This window comes from Brevibacterium pityocampae (genome assembly GCF_039541555.1).
Lineage (GTDB): Bacteria > Actinomycetota > Actinomycetes > Actinomycetales > Brevibacteriaceae > Brevibacterium > Brevibacterium pityocampae.
Genome location: NZ_BAABGL010000002.1, coordinates 191,512 through 205,809 on the forward strand (window position 1 = coordinate 191,512; position 14,298 = coordinate 205,809).

Here is a 14,298-nt window from a genome sequence, read left to right on the forward strand (position 1 = left end):
GGATCGACTTCGTCAACGCGGGCGATCTGTGAAAAAATGTGCAGACGTGCGTCGAATCTCGGAGGGGGCCTGAGCATGACCGTGCTGGTGGGGGCGTTCTTCGTGGCCGCGCTCCTCGCCGCACCGCTGTTCCGCCTCTGCGGACGCGCCGCCTTCCTCGTCCTCGCGCTCGTCCCGGGTGCCGGCTTCGTCGTCTCCCTCGCCCAGCTGCCCCGGATCCTGTCCGGCGGCGACGACTGGATGGAGCGCTTCAACTGGCTCCCGGCGCTCAACCTCCAGGTCGTCTTCCTCATGGACCCCCTGGCCTGGCTGCTCAGCCTGCTCGTCACCGGGATCGGTGCGCTCGTCTTCGTCTACTGCGCGCGCTACTTCGCCGCCGACGAGCCCCGGCTCGCCCGCTTCGCCGGCGTCCTCATGGCGTTCGCCGGCATGATGTACGGCCTCGTCCTCGCCGACGAGATGCTTCTCCTCTTCATTTTCTGGGAGGGCACCACGGTGTTCTCCTACCTCCTCATCGGGCAGTACAACAGCCGCCAGCAGTCCCGCCGTGCCGCGCTCCAGGCTCTCGTCGTCACCACCGCCGGCGGGCTCGCGATGCTCGTCGGCGTCATCCTCCTCACCGTGGTCATGGGCACCGGCCGGATCTCGATGATCGTCGACATCGGCTACACCGTGGGGATCAACGGCGGCCTCGTCATCACCGCGGTGATGCTCATCCTCGTCGGCGCGGTGTCGAAGTCCGCCCTCATCCCGTTCCACTTCTGGCTGCCCGGCGCGATGGCCGCCCCCACCCCGGTGAGCGCCTACCTGCACGCCGCGGCGATGGTCAAGGCCGGGATCTACCTCGTCCTGCGCCTCGCGCCCGGGTTCCACGGCATGCCCGGCTGGACCGCCGTGCTCCTCGCGCTCGGGATCACGACGATGCTCATGGGCGGCTGGCAGGCGCTGCGGCAGTTCGACCTCAAGCTCGTCCTCGCCTTCGGCACCGTGTCCCAGCTCGGCTTCCTCATCATCGTCAGCTCGTTCGGGACGCGCGACATCACCCTGGCCGCGACGACGCTCCTGCTCGCCCACGGCCTGTTCAAGTCCGCGCTGTTCCTCATCGTCGGGATCATCGACCACCGGGCCGGCACCCGTGACCTGCGCAAGCTCAGTGGCTACGGCGCGCGCTCGAAGGGGCTGTTCATCGCCGCCCTCGTCGCCGCCGCCTCGATGGCCGGCGTCCCGCCGCTGTTCGGGTTCGTCGCCAAGGAGGCGGTCTACACCACGCTGCTCGAGGACGGTACGAAGGCCGGTGCGATCGCCGTCATCGGTGTCTTCCTCGGTTCGGTCCTCACGGTGGCCTACTCCGCGCGTTTCGTGTGGGGCGCCTTCGCCACGAAGCCGGGGGTGGAGCCGATCGAACCGGCGCGCGAGAGTCCGCTGTTCAAGTCGGTGCCCTATCTGCTCGCCGCGCTCACCGTGCTCGCCGGCCTCGCCTCCTCTTTCCTCGACCCGGTCATCGCCTCGTGGTCCGCGCGCCTGGCCGGCGGCGCGGAGAAGCCCTACTACCTCGCGCTGTGGCACGGGCTCGAGCCGGCGCTGCTCCTGTCGGCGGGGAACCTGGCGCTCGGCCTCACGATGTTCTGGTTCGGCCGCCAGGTGTCGGTGTTCCAGGCCGCGATGCCCGACGGCATTGACTTCCACGGGCTCTACCGCCGCTCGATCACCGGGCTCGAGGCGTCCGCCGCCTATGTCACCGCTCGCACCCAGCGCGGCTCGATGCCCTTCTACCAGGGCGTCATCTACATCGTGTTCATCGGCTCGATGTCCGCCGCCCTGCTCCTCAACGACACCTGGCCCAGTGGCATCGCACTCGCCGACAACGCCCTGCAGATCATCGTGGCCGCCGCCATCATCATGGCCGCGCTCGCCGCGACCCGTGCGCAGAAGCGCTTCGCGGCGGTCGTCATCGTCGGCATCTCCGGCTACATGATGGTCGCCTTCTTCGCGCTCCAGGGCGCTCCGGACCTCGCGCTCACCCAGGTGCTCGTCGAGACCATCACGATCGTCGTGTTCGTCCTCGTCCTCCGCCGCCTGCCGGCCCGGATCGGCAACTCCTCGGGTCGTCTCTCCCCGTCGCTGCGCGGCCTCATCGCCGCAGTGTTCGGGATCATGATGATGCTCCTCGTCTTCGTCGCATTCGGCGCCCGCACCGCCGCGCCGATCTCCGAGTCGTTCCCGTTCCTCGCCTACGAATACGGCCACGGCAAGAACGTCGTCAACGTCACACTCGTCGAAATCCGCGCCTGGGACACGCTCGGCGAGCTGTCCGTCGTCGTCGCGGCCGCCACCGGCGTGGCGAGCCTGATCTTCGTGCGCGGACGGGAGGGTCGCCTGCAGCGCTTCCAGAGCCACCGGCCGGACAGCTTCGCCGCGCGCCACCGGCCCGTCGAGGACGAGCTGTTCTCGCCCATGCGCACCACCGACGACGGCCCGAGCACCGACACCAAGCGCAGCGCCTGGCTGCTCGCCGGGCGCGCGCTCGCCCCGAAGAACCGCTCGATCCTCCTCGAGGTGCTCGTCCGCCTGCTGTTCCACCCGATCCTCGTGTTCTCCGTCTACCTCCTGTTCGCCGGCCACAACCTGCCCGGCGGCGGATTCGCCGCCGGCCTCGTCGCCGGCATGGCGCTCGTCGCCCGCTACCTCGCCGCCGGCCGGCACGAGCTCGCGGAGGCGGCCCCGATCGACGCCGGCGTGCTCCTCGGGCTCGGGCTCGCGCTCGCCGCGGGCACCTCGCTCGGCGGCTTCCTGTGGGGGAGCGTATTCTTCGAGTCCGCCTACTGGAGCACCGAGCTGCCGGTGCTCGGCTACGTGTCGTTCGGCACCTCGACGATCTTCGACGTCGGGGTCTACTTCGTCGTCGTCGGGCTCATGCTCGACATCCTCCGCAGCCTCGGTGCGGGGGTCGACCGCCACCAGGAGGCCGACGAGGAGCGCCTGGCGGAGTCGCTGTCCCGTGACGAACACGCCGGGCCGGACACCACCCAGCTCCACGCGATCCTCGGCCGGATGGACGACGTCGAGGTCGACGGACCGGCAGGGGGGAGCCGACTGTGACGACCTCCTTCGTGCTGCTGCTCGCCATGGGCGTGATGTTCGCCTGCGGCCTCTACCTCATGCTCGACCGCTCGCTCACCCGAGTGCTGCTGGGCTTCCTGCTCATGGGCAACGCGGTGAACATGCTCATCATCCTCACCGCCGGGCCCCCGGGGCGCCCGCCGCTCACCGACGGGGAGAACCTCACCACCGACGGGATGAACGACCCGCTGCCGCACGCGCTCGTGCTCACCGCGATCGTCATCACCTTCGCGCTGTCGGCGTTCCTGCTCGCGATGATCTACCGCTCCTGGCGCCTGGTCCGCAACGAGAACCTCGAGGACGACATCGAGGACGTGCGGATCGCGCTCGCCAAGGGCCGCGGCTCCGGCGACGAGGCGGGCACGAGCGGGGAGTACGACGACACCGAGTTCGGCGACGAGGCGCAGACCCCGATCGCCGGGGCGCTCGACCTGGACGAGGACGGCTCGCCGGTCGAGCGCCGGGCGGAGGACCGGGCGGAGGACCGGGCCGAGGCGCGGGCCGAGGGCGGCTCCGACACCGGGGCCGAGGCGCGGGCCGGTTCCCGTCGGACCGACTCCGGTGAACCCGGCTCCCGCGAGGCCGGCTCGGACGAACCGGGCGCCGCCGACCGCCGCACCGACTCCGATCAGACCGGGAGGGACACCTGATGCTCGCCGTCCTCGTGCCCCTGCCCGTGGTGCTGCCGCTCATCGGGGCCGGCATCACCCTCATGCTGTCCGGACGCCGGCGGGGCCAGACCGCCGTCACCGTCATCACGCTCGCGATCGTGCTCGCGATCGACCTCATGCTCCTGTTCGGCGTCGACGCCCGCGGTACGCAGGTGGTCGCGGTCGGCGGCTGGGAGCTGCCCTTCGGCATCGCGCTCGCCGTCGACCGGCTCAGCGCGGTCATGCTCGTCGTGTCCGCGATCGTCACCCTGCTCGTGCTCCTCTACGCGGTGGGGCAGGAGATGGCCGACACCGTGAACGAGACGCCGGTGAGCGTATTCAACCCGACGTACCTCATCCTCTGCGCCGGTGTCGCCGCGGCCTTCATCGCCGGCGATCTGTTCAACCTCTACGTCGGCTTCGAGATGCTGCTCGGCGCCTCGTACGTGCTCCTCACCCTGGGCGCCACGGCGCAGCGGATCCGCGCCGGGGTGACCTACATCGTCATCTCGCTCGTGTCCTCGCTGATCTTCCTCATGGGGATCGGGCTCGTCTACGCGGCGACCGGCACCGTGAACATCGCGCAGCTGTCGGTGCGGATCGGCGAGCTGCCGCCCGACATCCAGATGATCCTCCACATCACGCTGCTCATCGCGTTCGGGATCAAGGCCGCGGTGTTCCCACTCGCGTTCTGGCTACCCGACTCCTACCCGACCGCACCCGCTCCGGTCACCGCGGTGTTTGCCGGCCTGCTCACCAAGGTCGGCATCTACGCGATCATCCGCACCGAGACGGTGCTCTTCGCCGAATCGAACCTGCGCACCCCGCTGCTCGTCGTCGCCGCGCTCACCATGCTCGTCGGGATCCTCGGCGCCGTCGCGCAGTCGGAGATCAAGCGACTCCTGTCCTTCACCCTGATCTCGCACATCGGCTACATGATCTTCGGCGTGGCAATGGGGACGGTCGAAGGTCTGACCGCGGCGATCTTCTACACCGTGCACCACATCATCGTGCAGACCGCGCTGTTCCTCGCCATCGGTCTCGTCGAGCAGCGCAACGGCACCACCTCGATCCGCAAGCTCGGCGGCCTCGCCGTGCTCGCCCCGGGCCTGTCCCTGCTGTTCTTCATCCCCGCGCTCAACCTCGCCGGGATCCCACCGTTCTCCGGGTTCATCGGCAAGGCCGCGCTGTTCCAGGCCGGGTTCGAGACCCGCGACTGGCTGATCTTCGTGCTCATCGGCGCCGGCGCGCTGACCTCGCTGCTCACGCTCTACGTCATCGGCAAGACGTGGAACCTCGCCTTCTGGCGGGACCCGGACGACACCGAGGAGCCCACCCCGGAGCTCGTCGAGGAGTTCGAGGAGCGCAAGGAGGCCGTCGCCGACGGCCGCAGCTGGCGCAGCACGCAGACGATGCCGCGCACGATGATCGGCTCGGCCACGGTGATGGTCGCGGTGAGCGTGCTCGTCACGGTGTTCGCCGGCAATCTCTGGGACATCAGCGCGCGGGCCGCGGAGAATCTCCGGAGCCCGTCGACCTATGTGTCCTCGGTGCTCGGAGAGGAGGACGGATCATGACGACCAAGCGGTCGAAGGCGCGCCGCTCCATCCTCCAGCAGGCCCTGCTCGTGCTCGTGCTGTGCGCGCTGTGGATCATGCTGTGGGACCAGTTCACCGTACTCAACATCGTCACCGGGCTGGTGCTCGGGATCCTCGTCACGCGCTGGTTCTACCTGCCGCCGGTCGAGCTCTCGGGCCGGTTCAACCCCTTCTACGCCGTCCAGTTCATCCTCTGGTTCACCGCCTCGATGATCATCGCCTCCGTCCACGTCAGCTGGTCGGCCGTGCGCCGCCGGGGGGTGCGCGCCGGCAGCGTCATCGAGCTCGACCTCCATACGCGCTCCGATCTCCTCATCACCGCGGTCTCCGTGGTGCTCGGGCTCATCCCCGGCTCGATCTGCATCGAGGTCGACCGGCCGCACTCGGTGATCTACGTCCACGTCCTCGACTGCTCGACGGAGGAGGCGATCGAGAAGGCGCGCGAGCAGATCTACCGGATCGAGCACCTGCTCATCGCGAGCTTCGGCTCCGCCCACGACCTCACCGCGCTCAACGAGTGGCGGGTGGAGAACGGCCGGAAGCCGGTCCTCGCACAGCGCACGATCCGACCTGCGGGCAAGGAGGCCGACCGATGACCGGGCTCTCGTCCACGCCGATCGTCGATCCTGACATCCTCCGGATCGCCGGACCGATCATCGGCGTCGTCTTCTTCGTCGCGATGCTCATCGCGGTGTTCAAGATCATCAGGGGCCCATCGATCCTCGACCGGATGATGGCCTCGGATGTGCTGCTCGCGACGCTGATGTGCGGATTCGGCGGGTACGTCGCAGTGACCGGTCGCGTCGATCTGCTGCCGGTGCTGCTCGCGCTGTCGTGCCTGGGCTTCCTCGGCTCGGTGAGCGTGTCGCGCTACGTGTCCCGCTCGGAGACCTCCGCCCCGGTCATCGGGTCGTCGGTGTTCGAGGAGATGGACGAGGCGGACGACGAGGTGGCCGCGGACGGCGCGATCCCGCGCGCCGCGCGCACCGCGGCCAGCACCTCGGCAGGTGGGGCGGCGTCGCCGGCCGGCGGTCCCGACGACGGAATGGTGGCCGCCGGAGCCGCCCGTGACCACCATCCGGGGCCCGCGGGGGACGTCGCCGGCCCGGCGGTGACGGGCGAGGAGGAGCCGATCCGCACGCTGCCCGAGCAGCGCGAGCGATCGCCCGAGGAGGGCGAGGCGCGAACCGCGCCCGAGGGCGCAGGGCCCGGGCAGGGGCAGGCGCCGTCCGAGCAGGAGCACCCCGCGGCCGGCCCCGACGAGGAGGATCTCGTCGATGAGGCGGTGCGCGACTCCGCGGCGAAGAACGCCGATGCGGAGATCGGCATCGAGCCGAGCAGCGCCGCACCCGCCGCGGCGCCCACCGACGAGCACTCACCTGTCGAGCACCGCGCCACTGAGCACCGCGCCACCGAGCACTCCGTCGGACCCCTGTTCGGCGACGACGAGGAGGAGGGGCGGTCATGATCGCCGACATCGTCACCCTGGTCTTCATCTGCGCGGGAGCCGCGCTGTCGCTCGCTGCGGCGATCGGCCTCGTCCGCTTCCCCGACCTCATGAGCCGGCTCCACGCGGCGTCGAAGCCGCAGATCCTCGGCCTCATCCTCATGATGTTCGCGATCGCGATCCAGATCCCGCACTGGGGGCCGATCACCACGATGTTCCTCGTCGTGACCTTCCAGATGATGACCACCCCGGTGGGCACTCACATGGTGGGCCGCGCGGGCTATCGCACGAAACGGCTGCGCCGATCTATGCTGTACCGAGATGAATTGGCGGACGCCGTCGCCCGTGCCGAGGCGCGGGATTCCGCACAGCGCACCGCCCGCACAGTGCCGAAGGACTCGCAGACATGACCTCAGCTTTCGCCCAGGACGATCGACCGCTCGTCCTCGTCGCCGACGACGAGCCCGATGTGCTGGGCGCGGTGGTGCCCTTCCTCAGCCGCTCGGGATTCCGGGTGATCAGCGCCCCGGACGGCAAGCTCGCCCTCGATGAGATCCGCCGCCATCAGCCCGACGTGTGCGTCCTCGACGTGCTCATGCCCGGTGCGGACGGCCGCGAGGTGCTGCGCACGCTGCGCAGCGAGGAGAACTGGGTCCCGGTGCTGCTGCTCACCCAGGTGGGCGAGGCGGTGGAGCGGGCGATGGCGCTCGAGGAGGGCGCCGACGACTACCTCAACAAGCCCTTCGACCCGCACGAGCTCATCGCCCGGATCCGCGCGGTGCTGCGCCGGACCCGTCAGGACGGGCCGCCGCTGGCGAACGCCCCGGTGCTGATCTCGACGTTCGGGCTCAAGCTCGACCGGGTGGGCCGCCGCGCATGGATCAACGACCGCAACCTCGTCATCACCCCCAAGGGTTTCACGCTGCTCGAGTACCTCATGGTGCACCAGGACGAGCTCATCGAGCGCACCCGCCTGCTCGAGGTGCTGTGGGGCTTCGACGATGCCGTCGGCACCCGCGCCGTCGACTCCCGCGTCGCCGAGCTGCGACGCGTGCTCGGCGAGGACGCGGCGAACCCGCGGTGGATCGCGACCGTCCAGGGCCGCGGCTACCGGTTCGTCGCCGAGGTGCGCGGCGCCAACGATCTGGGCGGCCGATGAACACCTTCCTCGTCTTCGAGATCCGGATCTGGCTCTTCCTCGTCCTCCTGCTCGTCGGTCTGCTGCTGCTCGCCGGCGCGGCCTACCTCGCGTGGCGCTGGCTGCAGCGGCGCGAAGCGCGGCTGGTGGCGGAGAACCGGCGGACGGCGGAGCGGGACGCACTCACCCGCCGCAATCGGATGCTCATCCGCCTCGACCACGAGCTCAAGAACCCGCTCACCGCGCTGCGCACCTCCGCGGCGACGGTGCGGGAGATGATCCGTGACGACAGCCCGAACCCGGACGAGATCGCGCCCGTCGTGCGCCAGATCGACACCTCGGCCCGCCGGGTCGCGCGCCTGCTCGCCGATCTGCGCAAGCTCGCCGATGTCGAGTCCCGCACGATCGAGTTCACCCGCGTCGACATGGATCGACTTATCCACCAGGCTGTCGAGGATGCGCGCACCGCACCCGGCGCCGAGGACCGGATGATCGTCGCGACGGTCGCCCGCGCCCCGTGGAAGCTGCCCGATGTCGCCGGCGAGGAGGACCTGCTGCTGTCGGCGATCCTCAACCTGCTCGGCAACGCGATCAAGTACTCCGCGGACACCGACGTCGTCGAGCTCCGCGCCAACGAGCAGATCATCCGCAACCACCGCTGGGTGGTCGTCGAGGTCGCCGACACCGGGCAGGGCATCCCGTCCGATGAGCAGGACACCGTGTGGGACGAGCTGTCACGCGGCAAGCGCGTGCGCTCCGTGGCCGGCTCCGGCATGGGCCTGTCGCTCGTCCGCTCGATCATCGCCCGGCACGGCGGATCGGTCGAGCTGTTCAGCCAGGAGGGCGTGGGCACCTCGGTGCGGCTCGTGCTCCCGGTGCTCGGCGACGCACAGGCACCCGGCGCGCCCCACGACGACGGGGCGCAGGCCGCCGCGGCGTCTGCCCCGGTGCAACCGTTCAACGACAGCAGCCGCGGCGGGGGCGCCGGCGGATTCCTGCCGCCGCGTCAGCCCTCCGAGGCCGAGCTCGACGGACGCATCCTCGGCACCCCGAGGCGCACCTCGAAGCGTCGCCTGCAGCGGGTCAACGGCGAGCTCCACGATTCCGCGACCGGCGAGACCTTCGGCGATCAGGTGCCGTTCGACTCGGGTCCCTACCAGCACTTCAAGCCGCCGCGGCCGGCCGCGCCGCCCCCGCAGCCGATGGGGTCGGGACCGCAGCAGCACGCGCCGGGGCCGCAGGACCTCGGGCCGGGCCAGCAGAATGTCGGTTCGGTGCCGCAGCAGTACGGCTCGGGACCTCAGAACGTCGGTTCAGGCCCCCAGCAGTACGGCTCGGGGCCGGTGGGCCCGGGCGGCCCGGGCCAGGCCCAGCCGTACCAGCAGGCACCTGCGGCGCAGCCGTATCAGCAGGGCGGGTCGGAGCAGCGGGCGATGGACCGGGCTCCCATGGAACGACCGGCGCCCGCTCCCCAGCATTACGGCTCCGCTCCTCACCACTACGGCTCCGCGCCACAGCAGTACGGCTCCGCGCCTCAGCAGGGCGGCCCGGTGGCCCATGAGCGCGGTGCGGCTCCGTCCCGGCAGGCCCAGCAGGCCCCTTCCGGTGAGGGCGACGAGCCTCCGCGGGACACCACCTCGGGCTCGGAGCCCCGGCACTGATGCGCCGGCGCATCCAGGCCCTGTGCGCCGCCGGCGCGGCCGTTCTGCTGGCCGGCTGCGGAGCCTTCCAGGTCCGCACCTCCGAGGAGGGCGGCGGCGTGATGGGGGTGCGCGTGGCACAGACCGCCGGCCCCACCCCGACGCCCACGGAGACCGGACCGGCTCTTGCCGACGGCTACCAGCTCGTCGACGTGCCGTTCTCCGAGGGGTGCGGGGTCCCGATGCGGGTCGCGGTCCCCGACGGGTTCTCCGTCGGCTCCTCCGCCGGCGACTACGTGACCTTCGTCGAGGGCACCGCCGCGCTCGACGACCCGACGATCTCGATCTACTGCTCGGATTCGGTGTTGAGCGAGACCGCGGCCGAGCACATCGAGACGACTCGCAGCTACGGCTATCAGGAGGCGGGGACGACCAAGATCGCCGAGCGGAAGGGGCAGTTCGGCAACGGCTACTTCTGGAGCTACCAGGTCGACATGTCTCCGCGGGAGATCTTCGCCGGGACCTCTCAGACGATGCTCTACGGTGCCGACATCGCCTATACCGCCGAGGGTCGCCTGTGCACGCTCAAGTACGCAGCGACCGCGCCCACCGAGGACGTCGCGGGCCAGCACCGGCTGCAGCCGGCGGCGGACTTCGTCGAGGTCGACGGCCGGTTCGTGCCGATGCCCGACTGGGCCGGCTGAGCGGTCACCCGCGCAGCCGGCGGTGCCGCAGAAGGCCACTCCGCAATCGATGATGTCGGCCGAGCGATCACCCGGGAGGCGGCCATCCCACTGTCGGGCGCCACACAGTCCGCGATGCCGCAGCATGCGATGTCGGCCGGCCGTTCCGGAGTCGCCCACCCCGACCGGGAGGTCACTCCCCGGAGTCGGAGGCCCAGGACCGCATGGCGGTGAGCTGGGAGCGCAGGGCGCTCTGGTAGATCGCGAAGTCGGCGGTGTGGGAGATCACCTGGAACCCCTCGGCGATCGCGGCGCGGGTGAGCTCGTCGTCGACGGAGAAGATGCCCGCGGCCTTGCCCGCGGAGCGCGCGGCCTCGCCCACCCGTGCCAGGGCATCGCGGAACTCCACCGTGGTGAAGTCGCCGGGCGCGCCGAGGTTGGTGCTCAGATCCATCGGGCCGACGAACAGCACGTCGACGCCGTCGACCGCGGCGATCGCACGAGCGTGGGCGACGGCCTCCGGGGTCTCGATCTGCGGGAGGAAGAGGGTGAACTCGTTGGCTGCGGCCTGCTTGGGGCCGGGCTTGCCGCCGGTGTAGAGATCGTGGGCGATGCCCATCGCGGAGCCGCGCACGCCGAGCGGCGGGTACTTCATCCACGACACCACGGCCGCGGCCTGCTCCGCGGAGTTGACGTAGGGGACCATGATCCCTTCGGCCCCGGCGTCGAGGGCGCCGGACACCAGGTGCTGGGCGGTGCCGATGACGCGCACGAACGAGGCGATCTCCTCCCGGCGGGACACCGCCAGGGCGGGGCGGATCCGGTCGAGGGACCAGCCGGTGTGCTCGAGGTCGTAGAGCACCCAGTCCGCTCCGGCGCGGGTGGTGAGAGCGCCGATGCCCTCGGTCGCGAACTCGATGACGAAAGTGCCCAGGGACAGGTCGCCGGAAGCGAGGGCGCGGCGGACGTTCTCGGTGGTCATGCGGATCCTCTGCGATCGGAGCGGCGGGGCGCGCGGACTGCGTCGCCTCGTACTCCCGATGATATGCGGAACCCGGCGGTGTGCAGCCGGTGGTGCAGGTCTGAGACCGGCCGGCCCTGTGCGAGCCGGGGCTCAGGCGTCGACGACGACGTCGCCGTCCGGGGTCGAGCAGCACAGGAGGATCGTGCCGGCGTCGATCTCACGCTGTCGGATGCCGCCGGCGTGCTTCATCTCCACCGGCCCGGAGAGCAGGCCGACCTTGCAGGTGCCGCACATGCCGGAGGCGCAGTTCGATCGGAGGGGGACGCCGGCCCGCCGGCCGGCGCTCAGCAGCGTGTCCCCGTCCTCGACCGGGGCCGAGGTGCCCGCCCGGGCGAAGGTGATCCACGGACGGGTATCCGCGCTGTCGCGCTGCGGCGGGGCCGCGGTGGGTGCTGCATCGCGGGTGAGCGCGCCGCCGGCAGGCCTCGTGCCGCTATCGCGCAGCGTGTGCTCCGCAGCCCGCCGTCCGTCACCGGTTCCGGTGGCATCGACGGCCCCCGTGCCCTCGGCAGTGGTCGTGTCATCGAAGGTCTCGGTGAAGAAGGAGACGGGGGAGACGCCGAGCTTCGCGAGAACCGCGCGGGCCCGCGCCAGGTAGTCCGGGGGTCCGCAGGCGAACACCATCCGGCCGCAGGCGTCGGGGACGAGCGCGCCGAGGGCGTCCGCGCTGAGCCGGCCGGTGAGCCCCCGCCAGTCCGAGCTGGGCCGGTCGCCGAGGCTGAAGCGGACGGTGAACCGCGGATCGGTCTCGTCGAGGATGCGGAGCTCGCGGGCGAAGGCGAAGTCGCGCGGTGTGCTCGCGTGGTGGAGGACGACGACGTCGGCGCTGCCGTCGAGCGCGTGGAGGGTGCGCGCCATCGAGATGAGCGGGGTGACGCCGACCCCGGCGGCGAGCAGGAGGTAGCGGGCGCGCCGGTCGAAGTCCGGCAGGTGGAAGCCGCCGAGCGGTCCGAGCGCCTCGAGCACGGTGCCGGGGCGCACGTGGTGGTGGGCCCAGCGGGACACCGTGCCGGAATCCTCCCGCTTGATGCTCAGCCGGAAGGCTGCGGGGTCGGTCGGGGACGACGACAGGGAGTAGTTCCGCTCCCGCGGTCCGGCGTCGGTGGGGAAGACGACATTGAGGTACTGCCCGGGCCGGAACCCGAGCGGCCGGCCGTCGCGGCGCCGGAAGGTGAAGCTCATGATCTCGGGCGTCTCCGGGGTGACGGCGAGGCATTCGATGTCGAACTCGTGGGCGTGCATGGGTGCCGGGGTGCGTGCGATCACGGCCTCGGCCGCGGCCTCGAGCCCGGGTGATTCCGCGGACGCCGTCCGGTCGGCCCGCTGTGACGGGTCGGCGACCCACGGCATCCGCACACCGCGCCGCGCCGGGGACCGGGGGCCGATGGTCCGCCACCACACGTGCTCCTGGGGCAGCGCCGGCCCGGTGGCCATGTCCGCCGACGCCTCGGCGAGGGCACGGTGCTCTCGTCCCGCGTCATCACGGGGGAAGGCCTCCGCGGCCGTGTCGGCGAATCCGGAATGGGGATGGAGCTGCGTCTCTGCGGTCATCGGATGTACTCCTGCATGCGCATCGTGTACCAGTTGACGAAGGCCTCGACCTGGTGCTCGGTCGGGGTGTAGGGGCCCGGGACGTAGCCGGGATCGGTGACGCCGCGCTGGGTCAGACCCACGAAGCCGGCATCCTGGATGTTCGTCTGCCGCCATACGTGGGTGAGGTCCTCGGCGCGGTAGTCGACCCCGTCGACGGCGTCGTCGGCGACGAGCCAGGTGGTGCGCACGAGGGTGCGGTTCTCGCTCATGGGAAACGCGGCGAAGGTGATGACGTGGTCGGCGAGCAGGTGGAACCAGCTGTTGGGCTGGAGGTGGAGCGAACCGTCGCCGAGCCGGAAGTCCGGCAGGTCGCCGAGCAGCTTCTCACTCAGTCGCCGGCCGGTCGCGGAGAAGGACTCGCCGTCCCCGTCGAGCGCATCGCGGCCCATCCGGATCCCGGCCTCGCGGGAATCCGGGGCGTCGTAGACCTGCCAGGGGATGCCGTAGCGCTCGCAGCGCTCGCGCAGCTCGTGGTCGGCGAGCACCGAGCGGTGCCAGGTGTCGATCTGGTGCTCGGGCACCTCGTGCTCCTCCAGGCCCCAGGTCGTGAAGTAGGAGCAGGCGAGCTCGGGATGACCGTCGCAGTGGTAGCACTCGCGATTGTTCTCCATCACGAGCTTCCAGTTGCCCTCCTCGACGATCTCCTGCTGGAAGGCGACCTTCGTCCGGGGGATGTCGTGCGGTTCGACGAAGGGGGCGAAGATCTCGGCAACGGCGGCGAAGTCGGCGGGCGGTTCCGGGGCGAGGCAGAGGAAGATCAGGCCTGCGACCGTCATGCTGTGGACCTTGCGGAGACCGAAGCAGCCCGGGTCGAAGTCCGCACCTGCCGCGGCGGCGTGGATGAGCGAGCCGTCGCGGCCGTAGGTCCACGAGTGGTAGGCGCACACGAGGTTGCCGACGCTTCCGCTGGGCTCGGTGAGCACGCGGGCGCCGCGGTGGCGGCAGACGTTGCGCAGCGCATTCACCCCGCCGTCGTCGTCGCGGATGAGGATGATGGAGCGGCTGCCGACGTCGATGGTGACGAAGTCGCCGGGCTCGGGGATCTCCGCGACCGAGGCGGCGAAGAACCAGTGACGATCGAAGATCCCGGCGATGTCGTGGGCGAAGATCGCCGGGTCGGAGTAGAAGGGCGATTCGAGCGCGGTCCACCGGCGGCGCCGGTCGAGGAGGGTGCGGAGCCGCTCGAGGGACGCGGCGTCTTCCGCAGCGGGAGATGGGGGAGCGGCTCGGCGGGCCGGGGCTGCCGAGGTGTGCTGGACCGAGTCGAGTGTCATGATCTGTGCTCCACAGCGATGGGGCCGAAAGGCTCCGGGGCGGCCCCGGAATCCTCATGTCCTCTCAGCGTACGAGCGGTGAGTGACGAATAAAAGCGCAGGAAAATCGACAGTATCGTGCAGAATAGGTG

The 14,298-nt window shown here is 70.7% G+C and carries 12 protein-coding genes; 9 read left to right on the plus strand and 3 right to left on the minus strand.

Annotation, left to right across the window (positions count from 1 at the left end; translation table 11 throughout):
• The first annotated feature begins 75 nt into the window (after nt 1–75).
• From ABD883_RS01195 to ABD883_RS01235, 9 genes are read left to right on the plus strand one after another with little or no spacing between them, the layout of a single operon-like run.
• Nucleotides 76–3,099 carry a Na+/H+ antiporter subunit A gene (locus tag ABD883_RS01195; protein ID WP_345029201.1) on the plus strand — a complete coding sequence of 1,008 codons (3,024 nt, stop codon included), beginning with the start codon at nt 76–78 and terminating at the stop codon, nt 3,097–3,099.
• Nucleotides 3,096–3,770, plus strand: coding sequence for a Na(+)/H(+) antiporter subunit C (locus ABD883_RS01200; protein WP_345029203.1), 675 nt, complete (start codon nt 3,096–3,098; stop codon nt 3,768–3,770). The genes ABD883_RS01195 and ABD883_RS01200 overlap by 4 nt, the downstream gene beginning before the upstream one ends.
• Nucleotides 3,770–5,347 (plus strand): Na+/H+ antiporter subunit D, encoded by a 1,578-nt coding sequence (locus ABD883_RS01205; RefSeq protein ID WP_345029204.1) that lies wholly within the window; start codon nt 3,770–3,772, stop codon nt 5,345–5,347. The genes ABD883_RS01200 and ABD883_RS01205 overlap by 1 nt, the downstream gene beginning before the upstream one ends.
• Nucleotides 5,344–5,964 carry a Na+/H+ antiporter subunit E gene (locus ABD883_RS01210; RefSeq protein WP_345029206.1) on the plus strand — a complete coding sequence of 207 codons (621 nt, stop codon included), beginning with the start codon at nt 5,344–5,346 and terminating at the stop codon, nt 5,962–5,964. Before ABD883_RS01205 ends, ABD883_RS01210 begins: the two co-directional genes overlap by 4 nt.
• Nucleotides 5,961–6,836, plus strand: coding sequence for a monovalent cation/H+ antiporter complex subunit F (locus ABD883_RS01215; protein WP_295688545.1), 876 nt, complete (start codon nt 5,961–5,963; stop codon nt 6,834–6,836). The genes ABD883_RS01210 and ABD883_RS01215 overlap by 4 nt, the downstream gene beginning before the upstream one ends.
• Entirely contained in the window at nt 6,833–7,225 is a 393-nt protein-coding gene (mnhG, locus tag ABD883_RS01220) for a monovalent cation/H(+) antiporter subunit G (RefSeq protein WP_137318617.1), read from the plus strand. The genes ABD883_RS01215 and mnhG overlap by 4 nt, the downstream gene beginning before the upstream one ends.
• On the plus strand, nt 7,222–7,974 hold the full coding sequence (locus ABD883_RS01225) for a response regulator transcription factor (RefSeq protein WP_137318618.1): 753 nt from the start codon (nt 7,222–7,224) through the stop codon (nt 7,972–7,974). The genes mnhG and ABD883_RS01225 overlap by 4 nt, the downstream gene beginning before the upstream one ends.
• A complete protein-coding gene (locus ABD883_RS01230) occupies nt 7,971–9,614 on the plus strand; it encodes a sensor histidine kinase (RefSeq protein ID WP_247424145.1) in 1,644 nt (547 codons plus the stop codon). Before ABD883_RS01225 ends, ABD883_RS01230 begins: the two co-directional genes overlap by 4 nt.
• The gene (locus ABD883_RS01235) at nt 9,614–10,297 is read left to right on the plus strand and encodes a hypothetical protein (protein ID WP_345029213.1); all 684 of its coding nucleotides are present in this window, start codon (nt 9,614–9,616) and stop codon (nt 10,295–10,297) included. The genes ABD883_RS01230 and ABD883_RS01235 overlap by 1 nt, the downstream gene beginning before the upstream one ends.
• 172 nt (nt 10,298–10,469) lie before the next feature.
• On the opposite strand, the gene ABD883_RS01240 is transcribed toward ABD883_RS01235, so the two are convergent.
• The 3 genes from ABD883_RS01240 to ABD883_RS01250 form a co-directional block, all read right to left on the minus strand.
• Complete coding sequence (locus tag ABD883_RS01240) at nt 10,470–11,258, minus strand: HpcH/HpaI aldolase family protein (RefSeq protein ID WP_345029214.1); 789 nt, start codon at nt 11,256–11,258, stop codon at nt 10,470–10,472.
• A 132-nt stretch (nt 11,259–11,390) separates the two neighbouring features.
• On the minus strand, nt 11,391–12,851 hold the full coding sequence (locus ABD883_RS01245) for a flavin reductase family protein (RefSeq protein WP_345029216.1): 1,461 nt from the start codon (nt 12,849–12,851) through the stop codon (nt 11,391–11,393).
• Complete coding sequence (locus ABD883_RS01250; RefSeq protein WP_137318622.1) at nt 12,848–14,167, minus strand: aromatic ring-hydroxylating oxygenase subunit alpha; 1,320 nt, start codon at nt 14,165–14,167, stop codon at nt 12,848–12,850. Before ABD883_RS01250 ends, ABD883_RS01245 begins: the two co-directional genes overlap by 4 nt.
• Between the last annotated feature and the right edge of the window lie 131 nt (nt 14,168–14,298).

What these genes read in the sequence shown, in the direction of transcription:
- ABD883_RS01195 (WP_345029201.1), top strand. Translation starts at nt 76, where the DNA reads ATGACCGTGCTGGTGGGGGCGTTCTTCGTGGCCGCGCTCCTCGCCGCA.
- ABD883_RS01205 (WP_345029204.1), top strand. Translation starts at nt 3,770, where the DNA reads ATGCTCGCCGTCCTCGTGCCCCTGCCCGTGGTGCTGCCGCTCATCGGG.
- ABD883_RS01210 (WP_345029206.1), top strand. Translation starts at nt 5,344, where the DNA reads ATGACGACCAAGCGGTCGAAGGCGCGCCGCTCCATCCTCCAGCAGGCC.
- ABD883_RS01215 (WP_295688545.1), top strand. Translation starts at nt 5,961, where the DNA reads ATGACCGGGCTCTCGTCCACGCCGATCGTCGATCCTGACATCCTCCGG.
- mnhG (WP_137318617.1), top strand. Translation starts at nt 6,833, where the DNA reads ATGATCGCCGACATCGTCACCCTGGTCTTCATCTGCGCGGGAGCCGCG.
- ABD883_RS01225 (WP_137318618.1), top strand. Translation starts at nt 7,222, where the DNA reads ATGACCTCAGCTTTCGCCCAGGACGATCGACCGCTCGTCCTCGTCGCC.
- ABD883_RS01230 (WP_247424145.1), top strand. Translation starts at nt 7,971, where the DNA reads ATGAACACCTTCCTCGTCTTCGAGATCCGGATCTGGCTCTTCCTCGTC.
- ABD883_RS01235 (WP_345029213.1), top strand. Translation starts at nt 9,614, where the DNA reads ATGCGCCGGCGCATCCAGGCCCTGTGCGCCGCCGGCGCGGCCGTTCTG.
- ABD883_RS01240 (WP_345029214.1), bottom strand. Translation starts at nt 11,258, where the DNA reads ATGACCACCGAGAACGTCCGCCGCGCCCTCGCTTCCGGCGACCTGTCC.
- ABD883_RS01245 (WP_345029216.1), bottom strand. Translation starts at nt 12,851, where the DNA reads ATGACCGCAGAGACGCAGCTCCATCCCCATTCCGGATTCGCCGACACG.
- ABD883_RS01250 (WP_137318622.1), bottom strand. Translation starts at nt 14,167, where the DNA reads ATGACACTCGACTCGGTCCAGCACACCTCGGCAGCCCCGGCCCGCCGA.